The 23,812-nt window shown below is 39.9% G+C and carries 20 protein-coding genes and 1 rRNA gene; 12 read left to right on the forward strand and 9 right to left on the reverse strand.

The window, feature by feature from the left end; translation table 11 throughout:
- The 3 genes from BW961_RS22260 to gyrA all read right to left on the reverse strand — a co-directional run.
- Positions 1 to 134: ribosomal RNA gene (locus BW961_RS22260) — 16S ribosomal RNA — on the reverse strand; the annotation flags it as partial.
- A 441-nt stretch (positions 135 to 575) separates the two neighbouring features.
- Positions 576 to 1,667, reverse strand: coding sequence for an HD-GYP domain-containing protein (locus tag BW961_RS22265; RefSeq protein WP_068589430.1), 1,092 nt, complete (start codon positions 1,665 to 1,667; stop codon positions 576 to 578).
- A gap of 253 nt (positions 1,668 to 1,920) precedes the next feature.
- Positions 1,921 to 4,500, reverse strand: coding sequence for a DNA gyrase subunit A (gyrA, locus tag BW961_RS22270; protein ID WP_068589428.1), 2,580 nt, complete (start codon positions 4,498 to 4,500; stop codon positions 1,921 to 1,923).
- A 645-nt stretch (positions 4,501 to 5,145) separates the two neighbouring features.
- Here gyrA and BW961_RS22275 point away from each other — a divergent pair.
- Complete coding sequence (locus tag BW961_RS22275) at positions 5,146 to 5,955, forward strand: YheC/YheD family protein (RefSeq protein ID WP_068589424.1); 810 nt, start codon at positions 5,146 to 5,148, stop codon at positions 5,953 to 5,955.
- Positions 5,956 to 6,029: 74 nt separating this feature from the next.
- Here BW961_RS22275 and gyrB read toward each other — a convergent pair whose 3' ends face one another.
- The 6 genes from gyrB to dnaA form a co-directional block, all read right to left on the reverse strand.
- A complete protein-coding gene (gene gyrB / locus BW961_RS22280) occupies positions 6,030 to 7,940 on the reverse strand; it encodes a DNA topoisomerase (ATP-hydrolyzing) subunit B (RefSeq protein ID WP_068589421.1) in 1,911 nt (636 codons plus the stop codon).
- Positions 7,941 to 7,976: 36 nt separating this feature from the next.
- Positions 7,977 to 8,228: an extracellular matrix regulator RemB gene (remB, locus tag BW961_RS22285; RefSeq protein WP_068533990.1), complete on the reverse strand. Its 252-nt coding sequence runs from the start codon at positions 8,226 to 8,228 to the stop codon at positions 7,977 to 7,979.
- 17 nt (positions 8,229 to 8,245) lie between these two features.
- Positions 8,246 to 9,358 (reverse strand): DNA replication/repair protein RecF, encoded by a 1,113-nt coding sequence (gene recF, locus BW961_RS22290; RefSeq protein ID WP_068589418.1) that lies wholly within the window; start codon positions 9,356 to 9,358, stop codon positions 8,246 to 8,248.
- Positions 9,359 to 9,421: 63 nt separating this feature from the next.
- Positions 9,422 to 9,640: a S4 domain-containing protein YaaA gene (gene yaaA, locus BW961_RS22295; protein ID WP_068533986.1), complete on the reverse strand. Its 219-nt coding sequence runs from the start codon at positions 9,638 to 9,640 to the stop codon at positions 9,422 to 9,424.
- Between the two features lie 48 nt (positions 9,641 to 9,688).
- Positions 9,689 to 10,828 carry a DNA polymerase III subunit beta gene (dnaN, locus tag BW961_RS22300; RefSeq protein ID WP_068589415.1) on the reverse strand — a complete coding sequence of 380 codons (1,140 nt, stop codon included), beginning with the start codon at positions 10,826 to 10,828 and terminating at the stop codon, positions 9,689 to 9,691.
- A gap of 194 nt (positions 10,829 to 11,022) precedes the next feature.
- On the reverse strand, positions 11,023 to 12,369 hold the full coding sequence (gene dnaA, locus BW961_RS22305; protein ID WP_068589412.1) for a chromosomal replication initiator protein DnaA: 1,347 nt from the start codon (positions 12,367 to 12,369) through the stop codon (positions 11,023 to 11,025).
- A 607-nt stretch (positions 12,370 to 12,976) separates the two neighbouring features.
- Between dnaA and rpmH the strand changes: the two genes are divergently transcribed.
- The 11 genes from rpmH (at position 12,977) to BW961_RS22360 (ending at position 23,803) form a co-directional block, all read left to right on the forward strand.
- Positions 12,977 to 13,111, forward strand: coding sequence for a 50S ribosomal protein L34 (gene rpmH / locus BW961_RS22310; protein ID WP_068533979.1), 135 nt, complete (start codon positions 12,977 to 12,979; stop codon positions 13,109 to 13,111).
- Between the two features lie 166 nt (positions 13,112 to 13,277).
- Positions 13,278 to 13,628, forward strand: coding sequence for a ribonuclease P protein component (gene rnpA / locus BW961_RS22315; RefSeq protein ID WP_068589408.1), 351 nt, complete (start codon positions 13,278 to 13,280; stop codon positions 13,626 to 13,628).
- Between the two features lie 74 nt (positions 13,629 to 13,702).
- A complete protein-coding gene (locus BW961_RS22320) occupies positions 13,703 to 14,569 on the forward strand; it encodes a YidC/Oxa1 family membrane protein insertase (RefSeq protein WP_068589406.1) in 867 nt (288 codons plus the stop codon).
- A complete protein-coding gene (gene jag / locus BW961_RS22325) occupies positions 14,566 to 15,252 on the forward strand; it encodes an RNA-binding cell elongation regulator Jag/EloR (RefSeq protein WP_068589403.1) in 687 nt (228 codons plus the stop codon). The genes BW961_RS22320 and jag overlap by 4 nt, the downstream gene beginning before the upstream one ends.
- Positions 15,253 to 15,388: 136 nt before the next feature.
- Positions 15,389 to 16,765: a tRNA uridine-5-carboxymethylaminomethyl(34) synthesis GTPase MnmE gene (gene mnmE, locus BW961_RS22330; protein WP_068589450.1), complete on the forward strand. Its 1,377-nt coding sequence runs from the start codon at positions 15,389 to 15,391 to the stop codon at positions 16,763 to 16,765.
- 150 nt (positions 16,766 to 16,915) lie between these two features.
- Positions 16,916 to 18,808: a tRNA uridine-5-carboxymethylaminomethyl(34) synthesis enzyme MnmG gene (gene mnmG, locus BW961_RS22335; protein ID WP_068589400.1), complete on the forward strand. Its 1,893-nt coding sequence runs from the start codon at positions 16,916 to 16,918 to the stop codon at positions 18,806 to 18,808.
- Between the two features lie 3 nt (positions 18,809 to 18,811).
- Entirely contained in the window at positions 18,812 to 19,534 is a 723-nt protein-coding gene (gene rsmG / locus BW961_RS22340) for a 16S rRNA (guanine(527)-N(7))-methyltransferase RsmG (protein WP_068589397.1), read from the forward strand.
- 413 nt (positions 19,535 to 19,947) lie between these two features.
- Positions 19,948 to 20,763, forward strand: a complete 816-nt coding sequence (gene noc / locus BW961_RS22345; RefSeq protein WP_068589394.1) for a nucleoid occlusion protein — start codon at positions 19,948 to 19,950, stop codon at positions 20,761 to 20,763.
- A 164-nt stretch (positions 20,764 to 20,927) separates the two neighbouring features.
- A complete protein-coding gene (locus BW961_RS22350) occupies positions 20,928 to 21,689 on the forward strand; it encodes a ParA family protein (protein ID WP_068589390.1) in 762 nt (253 codons plus the stop codon).
- On the forward strand, positions 21,682 to 22,530 hold the full coding sequence (locus BW961_RS22355; protein WP_068589387.1) for a ParB/RepB/Spo0J family partition protein: 849 nt from the start codon (positions 21,682 to 21,684) through the stop codon (positions 22,528 to 22,530). The genes BW961_RS22350 and BW961_RS22355 overlap by 8 nt, the downstream gene beginning before the upstream one ends.
- A 124-nt stretch (positions 22,531 to 22,654) precedes the next feature.
- A complete protein-coding gene (locus tag BW961_RS22360; RefSeq protein WP_068589384.1) occupies positions 22,655 to 23,803 on the forward strand; it encodes an aminotransferase class V-fold PLP-dependent enzyme in 1,149 nt (382 codons plus the stop codon).
- Positions 23,804 to 23,812: the final 9 nt, after the last annotated feature.

The raw sequence follows: 23,812 nt of genomic DNA on the forward strand, positions 1-23,812 counted from the left end.
GTTACCTACGTGTTACTCACCCGTCCGCCGCTAAGTTGTTTTGAAAGCAAGCTTTCAAAACAACTCCGCTCGACTTGCATGTATTAGGCATGCCGCCAGCGTTCGTCCTGAGCCAGGATCAAACTCTCCAAATTGGTATTTAGAAAGAGCGAAATGCTCATTTTGAAACAAACTGGCGAGAATTTTCATTCTCTATCAAATGATTTCTCATTTGTTTTGATTTCACTTTCGTGAAATCTACTCACTCGTTGTTCAGTTTTCAAAGACCAATTATTTCGTTTTGTTGTTACCAGTTCTTCTCGGCGACAACTTCTATATCATATCATGTCCGGTTCGTTTGTGCAAGCTTTTTTTTCGTTTAAGTTTCATTCGATATTGGCTTGCCGATTCAACAAATGTGTTATTTGTTGGCCGGACTAATAATATATCACGGCACACAAAGGAATGCAAGTCTTTTTATCAATTAAATTTATTTGATAATAACTACTTATATTTAACATGCACACTCACTCCTGATCAGAAACCAAAACCTCTCAATATCTGATTTATAGAAACTATACATTCCACTATTAGAATTAGTTATTCTTTTTAATAATTTCTATGATATAGAGATGTCGTTGTTGTTCTAAATTAATAATATCATTTCCTACTGAGACCATTGGTCGCGTTGGCTCATTATGATTGGAAAATACAATCTCGCCAATTTTATCGTTACTTAAGCGTACAATTACACCGTTATTAAATTCTGTCACTTTTTTAATAAACGTCTGCACTAACTTTGGATCTAACTTTCCAAATGATTCACTTAAAATCTGTTCTAACACTAAATACGGAGATTGCCCCTTACGATATGCTTTATTAAGTGTCATAGCATGAAATATATCTACTACCCCTACAATTTTGGAATAGATATGAATCTTATTACTATCAATGCCTAATGGATAACCCGTTCCATCGACTTTTTCATGATGTTGTAACGCGGCTAAACGAACACCCTCATTAATACCCGCAACATTCTTCAGCAATTGGTGCCCCATCTTCGTATGCTCACGCATTTCGTTAATTTCATCCAACGTTAATCGATCAGGTTTAAACAATATAGATGGATCAACCTTAACATTCCCAATATCGTGGAATAGTCCGGCGAATGCTACTTGCATCCAATCTTTTTTAGGAAGACCACTCCACTCGGCAAGTTTATATGAAGAAAGCGCACATAAAACTGCATTATGATACATATAATCATGGTCATTTATTAAACGAGGCAAAAAAGATATCAGACTGTAATCCTTTATATATTGAATCAAGCTTTCTAGCTGATTACGAATTTCATAAATCGGTATTCCTACTGCTGCTATAGAAGGATAAGCACTTTTGATCAAGTTAAATAGCTTATCATATTCTTCAACAAAGAGAGATGTTCTATTAAATGGCGGTTGGTCCTGCTGAACTACAGAATCAGTAGAAGAGTTCTTTTCCTTCGATTGAATAATCTTCTCGCCCACTTGTCCCACTTCTACATTTTCCACTAGAAATGCCTCTAGAATTTCTAAGTCACGTGGAAGTAGTACCTTTTCTTTATGAAAGAGAAGGCTGCCCAATGGAGTATATACACTTTTGACTAATTTAACACCAGGTTTTAAATCCATAATAGGTACGATAGCCATAGATTAATATACATCTCCATTCCATTATTTAAAGTTCATATGTATATAACAATCAATGCCATTATATTATTTATTGTATAGCTGTACAATCATTATTAGTAATATAATCCATTCTAGTCAGATCAGCTTAGTCTAGTAGAACATTTATAATCAAAAAAGACCTCAGAATATTCTTCTGAGGCCTTCCTTAATCGGATACTTATGAAGTAATCCATCTATCCTAATTATACATCTTACAATACCCTCTTGAAATCTATTCCTCTAGTGTATCATCCGAAACATCTTGAGAAGGTTCCCCATCATCAGAAGCATCCACCTCAGAAGAAGCAATGTCCTCTACAACGGAATCAGACTCTGAACCTACCGGATTGGATTCATCCCATTCAGTTAAGTCATCTTCCTCGGTTTCTTCCGTTTTATCAACGCGACATACGGTAGCTACCGCATCATCTTCACGGATATTAATCAGTTTCACACCTTGAGTATAACGACCCATCGTGGATATGCCTTCCATACTCGTACGGATCAGGGTTCCAAGTGTGGTGATAATCATCAAATCTTCGTCATTCTTAACGACTTTCAATGCGATAACAGCACCATTCTTCTCGGTTACGTTAATCGTTTTGATTCCCTTACCGCCACGACTTTGGGAACGATAGTCACTAGCTGGTGTACGTTTACCGTATCCTTTAGCTGTAACAATCAAGATATCCAAATCCTTATCAATAATATCCATACCAATAACTTCATCATTATCGCTTAAGCGGATACCTCTAACCCCTGTTGCACTACGTCCCATAGAACGGACATCATTCTCAGAGAAACGAATGGACATCCCTTGGGCCGTACCCATAATGAGTTCATGTTCGCCGTTCGCAAGCTTCACTCCAATGAGTGCATCATCTTCACGAAGGTTTATAGCAATAAGACCGCCCTTACGAATGTTCGTATAATCCTCTAGTGGTGTCTTCTTCACGACCCCTTGACGAGTTGCAAAGAATAAGTAATCTTCACCTTCGAAGTTCTGTACTGGAATCACAGCATTTACAGTCTCACCCTGTTCGATCTGAATGAGATTAATAATCGCCGTTCCACGCGCTGTACGGCTCAAATCAGGAATCTCATAAGCCTTAAGGCGATAGACCTTCCCTCGATCGGTAAAGAACAAGAGATAGTGATGTGAATTGGTTACGAATAGATGTTCAACAAAGTCTTGATCTTTCGTATCCATTCCCATCACGCCGCGTCCACCACGCTTTTGACTACGATAGGTATTCGCAGGAAGACGTTTGATATAACCAGAATGGCTAATCGTGATGATTACTTCTTCTTGTGGAATAAGATCTTCATCCAGAATGCTTTCTTCACCGACCGTAATTTCAGTCCGACGCTCGTCATTGAAACGTTCCTTAATTTCATTTAGTTCTTCACTAATGATCTGAAGGATAAGTGACTCATCCGCTAAAATCTCACGTAATTCTGCAATTTTCTTCATCAATTCTTGGTATTCATTCTCAATCTTATCGCGTTCCAAACCTGTCAGGCGCTGTAGGCGCATTTCCATGATGGCTTGTGCCTGTTCAAGACTTAGCTCGAATCTGCTCATGAGTCCATCACGTGCAATTTCAGATGTTTGTGAACTACGGATTAGAGCAATAACTTCATCCAAGTGATCTAATGCTATTCGTAATCCTTCTAGGATATGAGCACGTGCTTCAGCTTTTCTAAGTTCGAACTCTGTCCGTCTACGGATAACCACTTTCTGATGCTCCAAATAATGATACAGCACATCAAACAGACTAAGTGTTTTCGGTTCATTGTTCACGATAGCTAACATATTGATACCGAAGGTAGACTGCATTGGCGTATGCTTGTATAAGTTGTTCAATACGACATTTGGATTAACATCACGTCGTAATTCAATAACCACACGCATACCATTACGATCTGATTCATCACGTAGATCGGTAATACCGTCCAGACTCTTCTCGCGAACAAGCTCAGCAATTTTCTCTACCAGTCTTGCTTTGTTCACTTGATAAGGAAGTTCATATATGACAATACGCGATTTGTTGTTATTCTCTTCGATATTAGCTTTAGCACGCATCGTAACAGAACCACGACCGGTCTCATAAGCTTGACGAATTCCCTGGCGTCCTAATATATAACCGGAAGTTGGGAAATCGGGACCCTTGATATACTCCATCAATTCCATCGAGGTGATTTCTGGATTCTTAATCAAAGCTTGAACACCATCAATGACTTCACCTAGATTATGCGGTGGAATATTTGTAGCCATACCAACGGCAATCCCTGATACCCCATTCACCAACAAGTTAGGAAAACGTGCCGGTAGAACCATAGGTTCTTGTTCTTCACCGTCATAGTTGGGTTGGAAATCAATCGTCTCTTTATTAATATCTCTTAACATTTCCATTGCAATCTTAGAAAGACGTGCTTCCGTATAACGCATTGCTGCTGCCATGTCACCATCAACCGAACCGAAGTTACCATGACCTTCCACGAGCATATACCGCATCGAGAAATCCTGCGCCATCCGCACCATCGTTTGGTATACTGCTGTATCACCATGTGGGTGATATTTACCGATAACATCGCCGACAATTCTCGCTGATTTCTTAAACGGTTTATCCGGGGTCATACCCAAATCATTCATAGCATACAGAATACGACGATGCACCGGTTTCAAGCCATCTCTTACATCAGGTAGAGCCCGGCTTACAATGATACTCATCGCATAATCCATAAATGACTCGCGCATCTCAACGCCAATATCCCGATCCTTAATTTGCGAGTTTAATTCTTCTGCCATGCTGTACCTCCTCCAATTCCTATCAACCAAATCAACGAAATGCAGAATATATAAGAAGAAACGGTTGTACTGTCTTTTAAAAGATAGTACTCATCTCCGCCAAAAATATAAGGATATCGTACAAGGTGAAACTTATACTTTCTTATATTTCAAGAAGAAACGGCCTTGCCGTCTTTTAGGGGGTATTCTTTACGAAGCCAGTTATGGAACACATAACTCTGAGTTATCCCTTATGAAGTCAAAGATCCGCTTCAATACCTGTTACATAATAAAACCAGTAATCTTTATTATATTACTTTCTCAAAAAGAGCACAATTAAACATCAACACTGATAAAGGCAAATAAACACTCTTTTTATTCTGAAAATTAGGGATATGCCCTGCCCTCTTAAACAGCCTATTCATACAATACTTAAGAAATCCCCAACACATAGTATACCATTCTTTTACTACCTTGTCTTAATTTTTAAGCCCCCAAATGATCCAAAACCTCATCCCCATACGATAAGAGAATCATGTTTTTTATTCCTTTTATGAATAAAAAATGGCATCTAACATTCTCATATTTTTGATGGGATTTCAAGCTATCCATCTGGACTGAGAACTCGCCACTTACAAAAATAGATTATTGAAAGGATGAACCTTCTTGGTTATTCAGCGCGTCTCAAGCAAGTGGGCCAAAACCAAAGTGCTCCTAAAAAATGAGCAAATCTCCCCCTACATTCCAACTACATGTAAATACTCTTCAGAAGCTTTAACAACTATGCTGAATGAATTCACTATGGTCTTCTTAAAGCCAGATTGTGGGACATATGGTCGTGGTGTGATGTGTATTGAACAATTAACATTGAATAACCTTGATTCAGATGATCAATTCATGGATACCTATACAATTTATCAACTTCGTTACAACACTGAAACTAAGATATTTAACTCTCTTGAAGCACTATTCATAGGCATTCACCCGTATACACGGCATCATAATTATTTGATACAACAAGGTATCCCCTTGTTACAATACAATTCTTGTCCCTTTGATTTACGTATTCTTACTCAAAAGAGTCCGAATGGTCAGTGGGTATCTACAGGAATCATTGGCCGTGTTGCAGCCCCCCATAAAGTCGTAACCAATCATCATAGTGGAGGTAAAGTCCAGACGTTCGAAACACTAATGTCTCCTTATATGACCCCTATGGAGGTTTTTGACCTACAACAATCACTCAAAAGTTTAGGTGTTTCCGTCGCCAATCAGCTTCAAAAAAAATACCATCACATTAAAGAACTAGGACTCGATATCGCAATGGATAACACTAATACACCTTGGATATTAGAGGTAAATACCTTACCAGCTCTATATCCATTCAAAAAATATATTTCCAATAAGGATGTATATCGTCGTATTTACCGATACGCTGTATCCTACGGAAGATATTCTTCAAAGAAGATATCAAGGTAAACTAGTTCCCCATACTTCAAAAACAAAGAGAAGGTGCCTCGTCTGCACCTTCTCCTGTTCCACAAATATGCTATTTAAATATCTAGATTCTTAACAGTCTTCGCATGTTCATAAATAAATTCACGTCGTGGTTCTACATTATCACCCATCAACGTATCAAATATATTATCTGCTAACATCGCATCGTCAATGGTAACTTGAAGCATAGTCCGACATTCAGGGTCCATCGTGGTTTCCCATAACTGTCCTGCATTCATCTCACCAAGACCTTTGTAGCGTTGAACATTCACTTTAACATTAGGTCCAAACTCACTAATGATTTGATCTCGTTCTCTTTCACTATTCGCATAACGTATAACCTTGTTACGTTCCACCTTAAACAAAGGTGGTTGCGCAATATAAATATATCCCGCATCGAGTAACTTCCTCATGTAACGGTAGAAGAAGGTCAACATAAGTGTCCGAATGTGCGCACCATCGACGTCGGCATCCGTCATAATAATAACCTTATGATAACGAGCTTTACTAAGGTCGAAATCTTCACCAATTCCGGTACCCATAGCTGTAATCATATTCCGAATTTCAGCATTAGAAAGAATGCGATCTAGTCTAGCTTTCTCTACGTTTAGAATCTTACCACGCAAAGGAAGGATAGCTTGGAAGTGTCGATCTCGACCCTGCTTGGCTGATCCACCTGCAGAATCCCCTTCGACGATGTACAGTTCACTGATGGATGCATCTTTCGAAGAACAGTCAGCTAGTTTACCTGGCAATGCACTCACTTCGAGCGCACTCTTGCGTCGCGTCAATTCACGAGCCTTGCGAGCCGCTTCTCTTGCTCTGGAAGCCTGCAATCCCTTTTCAAGGATTCGACGAGATACCGCTGGATTCTCTTCTAAGAACTCTTGTAGTTTCTCCGAGAATAGCGATTCCACGATACCACGCACTTCACTGTTACCAAGCTTGGTCTTGGTCTGACCCTCGAATTGAGGTTCTGGAATCTTGACCGAAATAATCGCAGTCAATCCTTCACGAACATCATCGCCCGAAAGATTGGAGTTACTATCTTTAATTACACCTGTTTTACGAGCGTAATCATTAATGATCCGAGTCAAAGCACTCTTAAATCCAGATTCGTGCGTACCGCCTTCATGTGTGTTGATATTATTACAGAACGAATAAATATTCTCCGTATAGCTATCGTTATATTGCAATGCTACTTCAACTTGCATCATATCCCGTGATCCTTCCACGTAGATAGGCTCCTCATGAAGTGCTTCTTTCTTCTCATTTAGGAATTTTACATACTCCTTAATTCCACCTTCATACATAAAACGAACGGATGAATCAGCTCGCTCGTCATTCAGCGTTAAGGCAATTCCTTTATTTAAAAAGGCGATCTCACGAACACGAGTGAGAAGCGTTCCATAATCATATACCGTTGTTTCTGTAAAGATTTCAGGATCTGGATGGAAGGTAACCGTTGTTCCATGTTCATCCGAATCTCCGATCACTCTCACGTCATATTGAGGTACGCCACGGCGATATTCTTGTTGATAGATGTGCCCTTTAACTTTTACGGTTACCACTACTTTTTCCGACAAAGCATTAACAACCGAGACACCTACTCCGTGCAAACCACCCGATACTTTATATCCACCACCACCAAACTTACCACCCGCATGTAGGACAGTCATAACGACTTCTAGAGCAGGGCGTTTCATTTTGGCGTGTTCCCCAACTGGGATACCGCGTCCATTATCGACAACGGTCACACTATTGTCTTTGTGGACAGTAATCTCTATGTGATCACAAACACCTGCCATGGCTTCATCAATACTATTGTCCACTACTTCCCAGACTAAATGATGCAAGCCCTTAGCGCTAGTTGATCCAATATACATCCCCGGCCGTTTACGAACGGCTTCGAGACCTTCTAGTACCTGTATCTGACTTTCATCATACTGTGGTTCATTCATAGACATGCCTTCACCTACTTCTATAGATTCTACATCTGCTAACTAAGCATTAGCATAAAACACGTTAACTCTTTTCTTTAGCGTGGAAGACGAAATGGGAGAGTAAAAGACCGTATCTTTCGTCACAACGATTGACTTGGCTTCTTCTTCACCGATATTAACTAATGTCTTCTCTTCCTTGACGTGGTTTACGAATTGCTTGGATATTTTAGAAGATTTCTCAATGGATACGTCAAAAATAGCAATGAGCTCTGAAGATCGAATAATTCTTTCTCCGCCCAAATGTATATACATCATGATCCTCCACTCTTTTATAAACCGACCTGACCTGCATTCACATGGTAGATGCTTGCATTCTTTAATTTATCCGCATTCAAGCTCTCTATTCCAGTTGCGGTGATGAACGTCTGCACTTTGCTCTGAAATGTCTCAATCAGTTGGGTTTGACGGTATGGATCAAGCTCAGATAATACATCATCTAGCAAAAGTACGGGATATTCACCGATCTCTTCTTTGATCAGTTCAATCTCCGCCAATTTGAGTGATAAGGCTGTCGTCCGTTGCTGTCCTTGAGAACCATACGTATGCACTTCCTTACCGTTAATATAAAAGGTCATATCATCACGGTGAGGCCCCGCAAGTGTCATGCCGCGCCGAACTTCCTGTTCTTTCATTTGTCTTAACTTTATCATAAATTGCTCAAATAAGACAGCTTCATCTTCCTCTGTCGCTTCTCCAAACGATGGAACATAGCGTAACTGAAGATCTTCACTGCCATTTGTAATCCCATAGTGAATGGACTCAGCCCATCGTTGAAGTTTTATTATAAATTGTTTCCTTTTTCTAATAATTTTAACACCATGCTCCACCAACTGTTCATTCCATATGTCGAGTAAGCCCTGATCAACAGCATCTTTACCCCACAATTGTTTCAGGAAATTATTTCGTTGAAGCAGAATCTTCTGATATTGCTGCAGATGAAAAAGATAGCTTGGCTGAACTTGTCCAATCTCCATATCTAAGAATCTACGACGTATCCCTGGTGTCCCCTTAACAATTTCCAAGTCTTCAGGAGCGAACATGACCACATTGAGAGAACCGATGAATTCACTTAGTTTCCGCTGCTCAAGCCCATTTATCTTCGCTTTTTTCCCTTGAGCTGACAGGGTTAGCTCTAAGTTAAGCGGTCCATATTTCTTCTCAACGACGGCTGATATATGGGCACTTCCTTGTTCAAAGGCAATCAATTCACGGTCCTTCGAAGTTCGGTGACTTTTGGTCAGTGCCAACACAAAAATAGCTTCCAGCAGATTGGTTTTTCCTTGGGCATTGGGACCAATCAATAGATTCACATCCCCGAAGGAATCCAACCGCAATTGTTCATAATTACGGTATTGCTGCAAGCTAATGTTTTTTACAAACACACGTTATCCTCCTCATCTTCCACCCCTGTTACTAAAATCTTCGGGATTTTTTTGAGGTGAAGATCACGATTCTTTAGAAACCTCAAACGTTCCTTCATCCGCTACTTTTACAATATCGCCTGGATATAACTTACGACCGCGGCGTTCTTCTTGTTCACCATTGACGAATACTAAGCCTTCTTGAAGAAGAGCCTTAGCCATCCCGCCTGTGGATACACAATTTGATAATTTCATAAAGGTGTCTAGCTTAATATATTCACTGTGGATAATAATTTTGTTCACTCGAATGCTCCTTTTTCTCTCGTTGATCTATGCACATGTGTATAACTTTTAATTATTGGTTCGGTACGGCAAAATGACGTAAAGACTGTTACTGTCATCCATCGGTTTGAGTACAATTGGACTCATAATTCCGGTAAAAGCAATCATCAATTGTTCACTTTCGACTACTTTTAAGACATCCAGCATATATTTAGAGTTAAAAGAAATCCGTAGAGGTTCCCCTTTAAAGTCTACCACATCTAATTCTTCACGTACTTTACCAAGTTCTGTTGAACTCGAAGATATTTCAATTCCCCCTTGTTCTAGGGTTTGTAACCTCACGATGTTTGTTTTTTCTTCTCTCGACAGCAAATAAGCCCGATCGATCGATTCACTTAATTTTTTTGTGTCGATGATGAGTTCTGTTTTGTAGGATGTTGGAATAATCCTAGATGTATCTGGATATATTCCTTCAAGAATTCGTGAATAGAACAGAACATTTTCAATTTTGAATAAGACCTGGTTGTCAGATACAAGAATATCTACAAGCGTATTCTGATCTGGCACGATTTTACTCAATTCGCTTAGCGTTTTACCTGCAATAACGACGTTGTTGAATTTAACATCGCTACCCTGTAACTGTGCTGAACGGGTCGCAAGACGGTGTCGATCTGTTGCGGTAAATTTCAACTCATTATCTTCTAAGTTCCAAAGGATACCTGTCAGAATAGGGGTTGTCTCATGCGTAGAGATAGAAAACCCTGTTTGTTTGATCATATTTTTCAATAAATCTCCAGGGATAGATAACGTCTGATTTCCTTCAATCGCGGGTAAAATGGGGAATTCTTCTGGATCAAGACCTACCATTTGGATCTCTGTTGCTCCTGAGGAAATAAACGTTTGAAAATTTTCTTTGACTTCCATCACAATTTCTTGCGAAGGCAGCTTTTTAATAATTTCTACAAAGAACTTAGCAGGGAGAACGACACTTCCTGTTTGCTCGACTTGGACAACCATCTGGTTATCATGCTCAACGGGAATAAAAGATTGGATTGAAATATCGGTGTCACTTGCAGTAAGCGTCACACCTTGATGATTCACATCCAGTTTAATACCCGTCAGGATCGGAATCGTAGTTCGACTGGAAATGGCTTTGTATACCTGTTGGATGGAATCGTTCAAATAGTTTTTAAGAATGCTGATTTTCATATTTTCACTCCTTGCAAGTATTCGGTGAACTTGGGTCAAAAAGCGACCTTTTTCACCCTCTTTATAGATGATTATTCTTTATAGATTTTCTTAGTAATAGTAATAGGCGCAGTGGATATGTGGATAACCCTAAAATCGTTAATGAAATCAAGCCTATCCACATGTGTATAGATTGTGCATAGGCTTGAACTTGTTCAGGATGGATTTTTGATTTTTTCTATGAGGTTATTTACCACTTTAAATAGATCCTGATCCACCTTAAGTAGCTGTGATATTTTGTCATGGGCATGAATGACGGTTGTATGATCTCTTCCACCGAAAGCTTCTCCAATTTTGGGTAATGAGAAATCGGTTAATTCGCGTGAAAGATACATAGCAATTTGTCTAGGGAATGCTACTGCCTTTGTACGCTTCCGAGCTTTGAAATCTTCCATGCGTAGGTTGTAGTATTCTCCTACCTTTTGCTGAATATCCTGCATCGTGATCATCTTAGGACGGCTTGAAGGAATGATATCCTTAAGTGCTTCAGCTGCTAAATGCGTGGTTACATCTTGATTGGTTAGGGATGAATAGGCCACTACACGGATCAAAGCGCCCTCTAGTTCACGTATGTTGGAGTCAATGTGGTTCGCGATATATGTCATCGCTTCATTAGGAATATCCAAGTTTTCAGCCTTGGCTTTTTTGCGTAGAATTGCAGTCCGAGTCTCGAGATCCGGAGGTTGGATATCCGTAATCAAGCCCCATTCAAACCGCGAACGTAAACGTTCTTCGAGTGTTGGGATTTCTTTCGGTGGTCTATCGCTCGAAATAATAATTTGCTTACGCTCTTCATGAAGTGCATTGAACGTATGGAAAAATTCTTCCTGTGTAGACTCTTTACCAGCAATGAATTGTATATCATCTACAAGTAGAATATCAACACTGCGATATTTGTTACGGAAATTTTCCGTGCGATTATCACGAATGGAGTTAATAAATTCGTTCGTAAATTTCTCCGAAGACAGGTAAACGACCTTACTGTTTGGATTATGCTCCAATACATAATGACCGATCGCATGCATTAGGTGAGTCTTTCCGAGTCCAACACCGCCGTATAGAAACAGCGGGTTATAGGCCTTTGCTGGCGCTTCAGCGACAGCAAGCGATGCTGCATGGGCAAAACGGTTGCCTGAGCCAATAACGAAGGTGTCAAAGGTATACTTCGGATTAAGCATGTGAGTCATGGATTCTTCATGAGACACTTGCGGTAGCGAAGACGATAGCGAAGGAATGGGATCCTCAATGACAGCTTCTTCAATCACAAATTTAACATCAAGTTGCTTTCCAACAACCTCAAAGAGAGTCGAACCCACTAATTTGGTGTAACGACTTTCTAGCCACTCGACAGCAAATGTTGTTGGAGCTGATATCACAATGGAATGATCGTTCATCCGTGTAGCCTTTGTTGCTTTAAACCAGGTATCAAAGCTGGGCTTACTTAATTTGCTTTGAATAATAGATAATATTTGTTGCCATAATTCAGAAGTATGGCTTTCCACAGATTGTCACTCCTTTAAATCATCCAAATGTGGCGAGAGCCATGAGAGGAAATGTCGAAATAAAATGATTCATGTTGCATTTATCCCCAAAACTCAGAAAGGTGGAAACATAAAAAAATGGATAAATTGAAATTGTTCACAACTTTATCCACAGCTTGTTGATAATATTGAGGTTTAAAACATGTATACACAACCAAAAGTATTATCATCATAGCAAAATAATGGTGTGATATCAATGATTCAGGCTAATTTATCCACAAACTCAATAACTTGTGTATAGATTTTATTCACAACACAACATATTGTTTATAAATTGTTAAACTTTCGACAGCATCTTGTAAATTGCAATAAAACTTATGCACAGGTTGTGCCATAAAAAATCGAAAACTCGACGATTGTGTACAAGTGGATAAGTTTTATTTTTAAGGATAACTTTTTGAAACCTGTGGAAAACTTTTTATGAACCCCTTTATAAAGAGGGAAGAAGAGAAGAACGCATGGTTCAGTTGACTTTTATCCTTGTACATGGTTAAATGTATAGAGGCATTTTCTGTGGATATGAAAATGGTTAATCTGTGTTTATAATTCCTGTAAGGGGGTGCAATACATGAGACCGACTTTTAAACCAAATGTGAGCAAACGCGCTAAGGTTCATGGTTTCCGTAAAAGAATGAGCACGAAAAACGGCCGTAAAGTGCTGGCTGCTCGTCGCTTAAAAGGCAGAAAGATTTTGAGTGCGTAATTAACGTGCATGAAGACCACCGCGGTGGTCTTTTTTTCTGTTAATAATGGAAGAAAGGTAAATAGATCAGCTTAGTTTAGAGGATCTAAATGCTGCCCATAATATATATATATATGAAGTAATAAATAAATCGCATTGAAAATTGAAGTGAAATTGGGAGAAACTCGTGCAGAAAAGTTTACGTTTACGAAATCGTGCTGACTTCAGTCGCGTATATCGTCATGGAAGGTCATTTGCCAATCATCAATTTGTTGTTTACTGGTTCCGTAAGAAAGAAGTAGAACAATTCAGGGTAGGGATTTCTGTTAGTAAAAAGGTCGGCAATGCGGTTGTTCGAAATCGAATGAGAAGACTGGTGAAGGAAATTGTTCGTCATCATGATGCTGAACTGATTGAACATGTAGACCTCGTATTTATTGTTCGCAAGGGCGCTTTAACTATGCCATATAAGGATATGGAAAGAAGTGTGTTACATGTGTTACGGAAAGCGTCACTTTTGAAGACTTCTAACCGATGAAGCCTGGTTTCCTTGTCCATTTGAATATGGTATGATTTAGTATGAAATGGAAGTGCTAAGAGAGGGGTAATAAAGTGTCGCGATTGAAGACTAGCCGAGGAAAGAAATGGATCCTCCTCACCATTGTGATGATGTTCGCAATGACCATACTATCGGGGTGTGGTGCACCAGCAGCCACCAAAAGCCTTACAGATTTAGAAAACGGAAGCTTCTGGCAAAGTAATGTTGTTTATTGGTTCGCTAAAGCTCTCGATACCTTCGCCAATTGGTTCGGTGGACAATACGGACTAGCCGTATTAGTAATGGTTATTATTGTTCGTACACTTATTTTGCCATTAACGATTAAACAAGTGAAAAGTTCTAAGGCGATGCAAGCGATTCAACCAGAACTTGCAAAGCTGAAAGAAAAGTTCAAAGACAACCCAGAAGAACAACAGAAAGAAACAATGAGATTGTTCCAAGAGAATAAGGTTAATCCATTAGCGGGTTGTTTACCGTTGATCGTGCAGATGCCGATATTTATTGCTCTCTATAACTCTATATATGGAAATGATCTTTTACGTCATGGTACATTCCTATGGTTACAACTTGGAAGTCCGGACAAGACATTCATTCTTCCAATATTAGCTGCGTTGACTACGTTCTTGCAGACTAAAATGATGATGAAGATGAACCCAACGCCTCAAGCGGGGCCTATGCAATTCATGATGATGGTGTATCCAGTATTAATATTCTTCATGTCTTACAATTTCCCAGCAGCATTACCTTTATATTGGTTCTTCAGTAACGTGTATACGATCGTTCAGAACTATTTCCTTTATCGCACGAATGATAAAACAGCGGTTGTTTCTGGTGTTGCCTTAGCTGGTAATACTAACGGAGCTAAAAAAGGAAACAAAGGTAAGGGGAAAAACTCGAAGGGGGCTAAACGGTCTAAATGAGCAACGTCATCGCTTCAGGAAAAACCGTTGAAGTAGCTGTTAATAGGGGACTTGCCCAACTAGGGGTAAGCCAAGACCGTGTTTCGGTTAACATACTTTCGCAGCCGTCAAAAGGATTCCTGGGACTGATTGGTGTCAGGGAAGCGAAAGTAGAACTTACTTTGCTTCCAGAAGTCTCACCAGAGCCAGTCGTGGGGACAATGACTTCATCTTCTGAGAGTGTTAGACCAGTTGATGGAGATCCATACGCCGCAGCAGTGAAGTTCATTCTAGATGTAGGTAGAAGTATGGGACTAGAAGTAACGGTGGATGTGCAGCATACGAGAGATGCTACAACGCTGCATATCTTTGGTCCTGACTTAGGCCTAATGATTGGAAGAAGAGGGCAAACGCTTGATTCTCTTCAATATTTAGCAAACATTGTAGCTAATCGTGTCTCAAGTAGTTATGTAAGAATTATATTGGATGCAGAAAACTTCCGTGAGCGCCGTAAGAAGACGTTGGAGGAGCTAGCCGATCGTTTGGCAGGACGCGTTATTCGTTCCCACAAAGAGGTTGTGTTAGAGCCGATGTCTCCTCAAGAGCGTAAGGTGATTCATGCTAGGTTACAGGATCACAAAGTGGTTAATACCTACAGCAAAGGTGAAGAGCCGAATAGGCGTGTAGTGATTTCGTTAAAGTAATGAGATGAAATAGATAGAATGAACTAAAGATTAGGGCGTTTATCCTTTAGTTCATTCTATATAGATGCAATGACTCTCTGATACGTGTATAGGAGTCATTGTTTTTTTATATTTTAGAAAAGAGAGTGTGATCATGTTGATTAGTGATACTATTGCAGCGATTGCCACAGCCGTTGGAGAAGCAGGAATTGCTGTCATCCGTGTAAGTGGTCCAGAAGCGATTCCTGAAGTGGATCGAATTTTCAAAAGTCGTATAAAGCTGTCTGATGCAGAATCTCATACGGTGCATTATGGACATATAATTAACCCTCAGACGAAGGAAGAAGTAGAAGAGGTACTGGTGAGCGTGATGCGGGCTCCGCGTTCTTTTACGATGGAAAATGTGGTTGAGGTTAGTGTACATGGTGGTGTGATCTCGGTTACTAGAGTGATGGGTATTCTATTGCAACAAAATATTCGCCTTGCTGAGCCGGGTGAGTTCACAAAGCGCGCATTCTTAAATGGACGAATTGACTTATCGCAAGCCGAGGCAGTTATTGACCTCATTCGATCTAAATCAGATCGGGCATTTAGTATTGCATTAAAGCAAGTTAAGGGTGACCTCTCCCAACAGATTAAGAAACAAAGGTTCACTTTAATTGAGACAATGGCTCATATTGAAGTTAATATTGATTATCCAGAGCATGATGTGGATTCACTCACGTCCTCTTTTATAAAAGATAAATGTGGCGAAGTCATGGAAGGTATTACGAAATTACTCAAGACAGCGGAGGAAGGTAAGATTCTTCGTGAAGGAATTACAACGGCCATTATTGGTCGACCTAATGTAGGGAAATCCTCATTGTTGAACACATTGGCACATGATAATAAAGCGATTGTAACGGATGTTCCTGGGACGACACGTGATGTCATTGAAGAGTTTGTTACGATTAACAATATTCCATTGAAGTTATTAGACACAGCCGGTATTCGGGAGACACTTGATGTTGTTGAGAAAATTGGGGTGGAGCGCTCCAAGAATGCGGTAAATGAGGCAGATCTTATTTTGCTTGTATTCGATGCGAGTCAGCCATTACATGAAGATGAATTGGTATTAATGGAACAAATCCGTGGTAGACAATGTATTGTAATTATGAATAAAATAGACTTACCGTCTATGATCGATATGGATGTTATTAAGCGTTACTTCAATGAAGAGAGTATCGTACAGATGTCTGTTAAGGCTCAAGAAGGAATCGATGCATTGGAAGATGCGATATCTCGATTATTCTTTAGTGGTAGTCTTGAATCGAACGATCTGACCTATGTAAGTAATGTTCGACATATTGCTTTATTGAATAAGGCGAAGCAATCATTGCAAGATGCATATGATGCTGCGGATCAATATATCCCGATTGATATGATTCAGATTGATGTTCGCTTAGCATGGGAGCAACTTGGAGAGATTATTGGGGATACTGCGGGAGATTCGTTACTTGATCAAATCTTCTCGCAATTTTGTTTGGGTAAATAGAGGCTTTAGGGATTAAAGCTTGATGTTAATAGATAACACAGAGATTGAATTAAAGACAATCCTTTATATTCGTGAATTTCTTTTAAGAAATTAATGAACTTGTGAACGGAAACTTTACTTCAATATATATAGATACAAGGAGGTAAGACCATGAGTTATGCAGGTGGAAATTATGATGTAATCGTCATTGGTGCAGGTCATGCCGGTGTTGAAGCTGCTTTAGCTTCAGCACGGATGGGTTGTAGTACGTTAATGATTACAATCAATTTAGATATGGTGGCATTCATGCCATGTAACCCTTCGATTGGTGGACCTGCTAAAGGTCACGTGGTGCGTGAAATTGACGCGCTTGGTGGCGAAATGGGTCGCAATATCGATCGGACATTTATTCAAATGAGAATGCTGAACACGGCAAAGGGTCCTGCAGTACATGCTCTTCGTGCACAAGCGGATAAATTCTCTTATCAACATACAATGAAGGAAACGATGGAGAAGGAATCGAATCTAACCATGCGTCAAGGGATGGTAGAGGAACTTATCGTTGAGGATGGACATTGTGTTGGCGTAATTACGAAGACGGGTACCGAGTATCGTGGTAAATCGATCGTGTTAACAACAGGAACCTATTTGCGCGGTAAAGTTATCATGGGTGAGTTAGCTTATGAAAGTGGTCCGAACAATCAACAACCTTCTATTAAATTAGCTGAAAATTTGCGTGAGCATGGGTTCGATCTTGTTCGCTTTAAGACGGGTACACCACCACGTGTGCATAGAGATACAATTGATTTCTCGAAGACCGAAATTCAGCCAGGGGATAGTAAGCCTAAATTCTTCTCCTATGAGACTGTAGCATCGACAAATACGAATGATCAGCTTCCATGCTGGTTAACATATACATCTGTAGATACACAACAGATCATTACGGAAAACCTTCATCGTGCGCCGATGTTCTCCGGGATTATTGAAGGTACGGGTCCGCGTTATTGTCCATCAATTGAGGATAAAATCGTCCGTTTCAGTGACAAACCGAGACATCAAATTTTCCTTGAGCCAGAAGGAAGAAACACAGCGGAGTATTACGTACAAGGCCTGTCAACAAGTATGCCAGAGGATGTTCAGTTAGCAATGTTGCGTTCTATACCTGGGTTGGAAAAGGTAGAAATGATGCGTAATGGTTATGCGATTGAATATGATGCTATGGTGCCTACGCAATTGTATCCTTCACTTGAGACTAAGAAAATGCCAGGATTGTTCACAGCAGGGCAAATTAATGGTACTTCTGGATATGAAGAGGCTGCAGGACAAGGGGTAATGGCAGGAATTAACGCTGCACGCAAGGTTCAAGGGAAAGAGCCTATCGTCCTTAACCGCTCTCAAGGATATATTGGTGTATTGATCGATGACTTGGTGACAAAAGGAACAAATGAACCGTATCGTCTGTTGACTTCACGCGCAGAATATCGTTTATTACTTCGTCATGACAATGCAGATCTACGCCTTACTCCGATTGGGCATGAAATTGGTTTAATCAAGGATGAACGGTACGAGAGATTCTTAAGCAAGAAGAATACGGTCGAACTAGAAATTGAACGTCTAAGTGTGGAGAAGGCAAAACCGAAAGAAGTAAATGCACTTCTGGAACAATCGGATTCCACTCAAATTCAGGATGGAACCAATATGTTGATGCTTTTACGTCGACCTGAGGTTAGTTATAGTGTCATCGAACAACTAGCGCCTTCACCATATGAATTAACCGATGAAATGAAGGAGCAAGTCGAAATTCAAATTAAGTATGCCGGGTATATCGAGAAACAATTGATTCACGTGGAACGTCTACAGAAAATGGAGAAGAAGAAAATTCCGGATACTATCGAATATTCCGAAATTCATGGACTTGCGATCGAAGCTCGCCAAAAACTTGCTAACATTCGTCCAATCTCTATTGGGCAAGCATCACGGATCTCAGGTGTTACACCTGCGGATATCTCTGTTCTTCTGGTGTACCTTGAACATTATAACCGTGTAACTGCGGCAAGGGGTTAGGTTATGGATGACATACAACAATCATTTACTAGTCGCTTGCAGGAGCATGGTATTACGTTGAATGAAACCCAATTGAACCAATTTGAAGTGTATTTCAAAGAATTGGTGAGTTGGAATGAAAAAATGAATTTAACAGGCATTACGGAGCGGGATCAAGTATATACGAAACATTTCTTCGACTCCGTTTCCCTTGCCTTTTTTGTAGACATGAAGAACGTCAAGACACTAGCTGACATCGGTTCTGGAGCAGGATTTCCTGGGATACCACTTAAGATTTGTTTCCCAGATCTTAAGTTGACGATTATTGATTCGCTTAATAAAAGAATCTCGTTCCTCAAAAACATTGTAGAACAGTTAGGACTTTCTGGTGTTGAACTCATTCATGGAAGAGCAGAGGAATGGGGACAGAGACAAGGGTATCGAGATCATTATGATCTAGTGACGGCTAGAGCGGTTGCGAAGTTAGCATTGCTTAACGAGTTTTGTTTACCTTTTGTACGTGTGGATGGAACGTTTGCTGCTATGAAGGGTAGTGATCCTACGGATGAATTGAAAGAGGCGTCTTATAGCTTCAAACAATTAAAAGGTAAGCTCAGCAAAGTTGAAAAATTCACGCTTCCGGTGGAAGATGCCGAGCGTCATATTATCATTGTACAAAAGAGGGCAGCCACACCTCAAAAATACCCAAGAAGTCCTGGGGTTGCTGCTAAGTCCCCTCTAATATAGTTGGAATTCATATTGTTTCACGTGAAACATTATAAAATAAAAAGACTTTGTTATCCAGATCACAGGGATAACAAAGTCTTTTCTTTGTATTTAGGAATAAACAATATATAGAAATTAATGAGTGTGATAGAATAGGATTATATGAGAAAAAGTGATAGAATAGGATAGATAGAGTATCTTACAACATGTGATGGATCATCATCATTTTTTTAAATAATTGAACCATTTAATTTGGTTGTATATGGACACAACTTTCAACTTTCAAAAAAATGTAAGTGGTCCTTAAGTGTACAGAGTGCAGTGTATCTTTGTATAGCGATAAGAAGGTGCTGGCAAGGCATGGTGGAACGTGCTACATCGTAGTAATCCACTTTGACTCGGTACTATTATGAAACTAGGTGGTAATATACGGAATGAAAGAACAATTTTCTAAGTTATTTGGCCTAACCGAGCGGACTAATGGGGATGAAGTGAAACAAATTCCTGTCGATGACATTGTGGGAAGTCCCTTTCAACCACGTACTATTTTTGATGACAGCAAAATTGATGAACTCTGTCAGACGATTAAAACGCATGGCGTCATTCAACCTATTGTTGTTCGTTACCGGAATGATAAGTATGAGATTATTGCAGGGGAACGACGATGGAGAGCAGTTAAGAAGTTAGGTCTCGAAACAATACCTGCTATTGTTCGTGATTTCAATGATTCACAAGCAGCTTCCATCGCATTGATTGAGAACCTGCAACGTGAGGGGCTCACTTCTATTGAAGAGGCTGTCGCTTATCAGAATCTCATTGACTTACATCAGTTAACACAAGAGAGTCTAGCTCAGCGTTTAGGTAAGAGTCAATCTACGATAGCTAATAAGATTCGCTTGTTACACTTGCCAGTAGAAGTGAAAGAAGCTTTGATGGAGCGGAAAATCACTGAACGGCATGCGCGTGCACTTTTAGCCTTAAGTCCTGAAGCGCTGCAACTTAAGTTACTAGCAGAAGTTATTGCTAAAGAACTAAATGTAAAACAGACAGAAGCTAGAGTAGCATACTATAAAGAATCTTCTATAATTAAGAAATCAAAAAGAATCTCATTCACTAAAGATGTTCGTCTGGCTTTAAACACCATTAGACAGTCAATTGATATGGTGTCTGGTTCGGGATTGTCAATAAAAACAACTGAGAAGGATCATGAAGATCACTACGAAATTGTAATTCAAATTCCCAAAAGATAATGATGTCGGGGAAATGGAAGCGGCAATTGAAGCCGCTTTTTCTCATGATATAGTCGGATTCAACTAAAAAGTGTCTGAACTAACTCAATAACATCAATTACGATACCGTATAACCATATCTCAGGAACTACACGAAGAGTCAATAATATATTGAGGTGAATTGAGTGTCTAAAATTATTGCCATAGCAAATCAAAAGGGCGGGGTAGGGAAAACGACAACCTCCGTTAATCTAGGTGCAGGCATGGCGTCTTTAGGTAAAAGAGTGCTTCTCGTTGACATAGACCCGCAAGGCAACACAACTAGTGGTGTTGGAATTAATAAGGCTGATGTGGAAAACTGCATTTATGATGTGATTATTAATGAAGTTCATCCGAATGATGCCATTATTCATACAGAAGTAGAAGGTTTACATATCATTCCTGCCACAATTCAATTGGCTGGAGCAGAAATAGAATTGGTGCCAACCATATCTAGAGAACAACGTCTTAAGAAATCGTTGCAAATGGTTAAAGATAAATATGACTATATTATAATAGATTGCCCACCATCCCTAGGGATACTAACCATCAACTCGCTTACGGCTGCTGATTCAGTCATTATTCCGATTCAGTGCGAATATTATGCGTTAGAGGGTTTGAGTCAGTTATTGAACTCCATTCGATTAGTTCAGAAACATTTAAATACGTCTTTACAAATTGAAGGCGTTCTATTGACGATGTTCGATGCACGAACGAATCTTGGAATTCAAGTTATTGAGGAAGTTAAGAAATATTTCCAAGATAAAGTGTACAAGACAGTGATTGCTCGAAATGTTCGTTTGAGTGAAGCGCCATCACACGGAAAATCGATTATTACGTATGATCCACGCTCTAAAGGAGCAGAAGCATACTTAGAGTTGGCAAAGGAAGTGATTTCATATGAATAAGCGTTTGGGTAGGGGGTTGGATGCATTAATCCCATCCCTGTCGATTAACGATGATGATAAGATTGTTGAGATTTCACTGAATCAATTACGTGCTAATCCTTATCAGCCTCGCAAAGAATTCAAGGAAGAAGCTATTCATGAATTAGCGGAGTCTATTCGTCAGCATGGTGTCATTCAGCCAATCATCGTTCGTAGTGTTATCAAAGGGTATGAGATCATCGCCGGTGAACGTCGCTTTCGGGCATCTCAATATTGTGGCAAAGCTACGATTCCAGCTGTTGTTCGCAACTTTACTGATCAACAGGTGATGGAGATTGCATTGATTGAGAATTTACAACGCGAGAACTTAAATGCTATGGAAATTGCAGTTGCATATCAAGGGCTGATGGAACAATATGATTTAACACAAGAAGAGCTTTCACTTAAAGTGGGTAAATCGAGATCTCATATTGCAAACTTTTTGCGCTTGTTGTCATTGCCTGAAGAAGTTAAAGATTATGTTTCACGTGGAACATTATCTATGGGTCATGCAAGAGCTGTCGTAGGAATCAAAGATCCAGTGGTTATTAAACAATTAGCAAAACAATGTGTAGAAAATGAGTGGAGTGTAAGAGAGCTGGAGGAAACGGTAAAATATTTGGATCGTAAACCTGTAGAAACTCAAAAACCGACGTCTAAGAAAAATGATCCTTATATTGATCATTTAGAAGAGTCACTTCGTGATCGCTTCCATACAACAGTGAAGATTAAACACAACAAAGAAGATAAAGGTAAGATTGAATTGAATTATTACAGCAAACAAGATTTAGAACGACTATTGGAACTGTTGCAACAGGTATAGAAGTAAGAGAATCATTTCTATTATATATCGATCACGAAATAGAGTGATTGAGAGAGAGCATATCTGGTTTGTTTTCCATCATAGGAAAAGGATATGCTTTTCTGCTTTTAGAGGAGGGTCCTAGTTGAATTCAATTATTTACTTAGATCATGCCGCTACCTCGTGGCCGAAACCTCCAGGTGTCCTTCAAGCTATGCAGATCGCGATGGAACACTCAGCTGCTAATCCAGGTAGAGGAAGTCATGCTATGGCTGTTAAGGCAAGTCGTGTGCTATTCGAAGCTAGAATGCAATTAGCGAGGCTATTCCATGTTAGGAATGCCAATGACATCATATTTACACCGAATACAACGATGGCGCTGAATATGGCGATAAAAGGATTGTTAAAAGAGGGAGACCATGTTGTTGCTACAATGGTAGAACATAATTCTGTTCGACGACCGTTGGAATACTTGAAGAGAACACTAGGTATTACTGTTGATTACGTCAAGGTTAACGACAAAGGTGAATTAAATCTAAGAGATGTAGAAATGGCATTGAAGCAACCAACTGCCTTAGTTGTATGCAATCATAGTTCAAATTTATTAGGGAGTATATTGCCTGTAGAGGATATAGGTAGATTAGCTCACAGTTGTGGAGCAATCTTCTTGGTAGATGCCGCTCAAAGTGCAGGAATCCTTGATATAGATGTGGAACGGATGAACATCGATCTGTTGGCTTTTCCAGGTCACAAAGGTCTACTAGGCCCGCAGGGGACGGGAGGGCTCTACATTGCCCCTCACGTTGATCTGGAGCCGATGCTACATGGCGGGACTGGAAGTCAGTCTGAGGAGAAGGAGCAACCTACGGTTAGGCCTGATCGGTATGAAGCAGGGACGCCGAATACGGTGGGTATTGGTGGCTTACGCGCAGGGGTAGACAAAGTGATTGAGCTTACTCCTAAATGGATATATACTCATGAGTGGAATCTCACCCAACAACTATTGATAGGATTAGAAGATATCCCTAATATCAATTTATTAGGACCGGATAAGGGCATGCCTCGTACGGGTATTGTTTCTTTTGTAATTGATCATCATGATTCATCTGAAATTGCATTTCGATTAGATCGTGAATTCGGAATTGCTGTGAGAGCAGGACTTCATTGTACGCCATTAGCGCATTATGCTGTTCATACAGAACAAACTGGAGCAGTACGTGCTAGTGTAGGGGTTAGTACAACAGAGGTAGAAGTCGAATCTCTGATAAGAGCTATGAAGCATTTATGTAAATAAGAATAGACT

Source organism: Paenibacillus macquariensis (assembly GCF_900156375.1).
GTDB lineage: Bacteria > Bacillota > Bacilli > Paenibacillales > Paenibacillaceae > Paenibacillus_AQ > Paenibacillus_AQ macquariensis.

Bases quoted from the DNA above. Each gene is read 5' to 3' on its own strand.
- gyrB (WP_068589421.1), bottom strand. From the start codon at position 7,940: ATGTCTATGAATGAACCACAGTATGATGAAAGTCAGATACAGGTACTA.
- rsmG (WP_068589397.1), top strand. From the start codon at position 18,812: ATGGATGACATACAACAATCATTTACTAGTCGCTTGCAGGAGCATGGT.
- dnaN (WP_068589415.1), bottom strand. From the start codon at position 10,828: ATGAAAATCAGCATTCTTAAAAACTATTTGAACGATTCCATCCAACAG.
- rpmH (WP_068533979.1), top strand. From the start codon at position 12,977: ATGAGACCGACTTTTAAACCAAATGTGAGCAAACGCGCTAAGGTTCAT.
- noc (WP_068589394.1), top strand. From the start codon at position 19,948: ATGAAAGAACAATTTTCTAAGTTATTTGGCCTAACCGAGCGGACTAAT.
- BW961_RS22355 (WP_068589387.1), top strand. From the start codon at position 21,682: ATGAATAAGCGTTTGGGTAGGGGGTTGGATGCATTAATCCCATCCCTG.
- remB (WP_068533990.1), bottom strand. From the start codon at position 8,228: ATGTATATACATTTGGGCGGAGAAAGAATTATTCGATCTTCAGAGCTC.
- BW961_RS22265 (WP_068589430.1), bottom strand. From the start codon at position 1,667: ATGGCTATCGTACCTATTATGGATTTAAAACCTGGTGTTAAATTAGTC.
- jag (WP_068589403.1), top strand. From the start codon at position 14,566: ATGAGCAACGTCATCGCTTCAGGAAAAACCGTTGAAGTAGCTGTTAAT.
- mnmG (WP_068589400.1), top strand. From the start codon at position 16,916: ATGAGTTATGCAGGTGGAAATTATGATGTAATCGTCATTGGTGCAGGT.
- gyrA (WP_068589428.1), bottom strand. From the start codon at position 4,500: ATGGCAGAAGAATTAAACTCGCAAATTAAGGATCGGGATATTGGCGTT.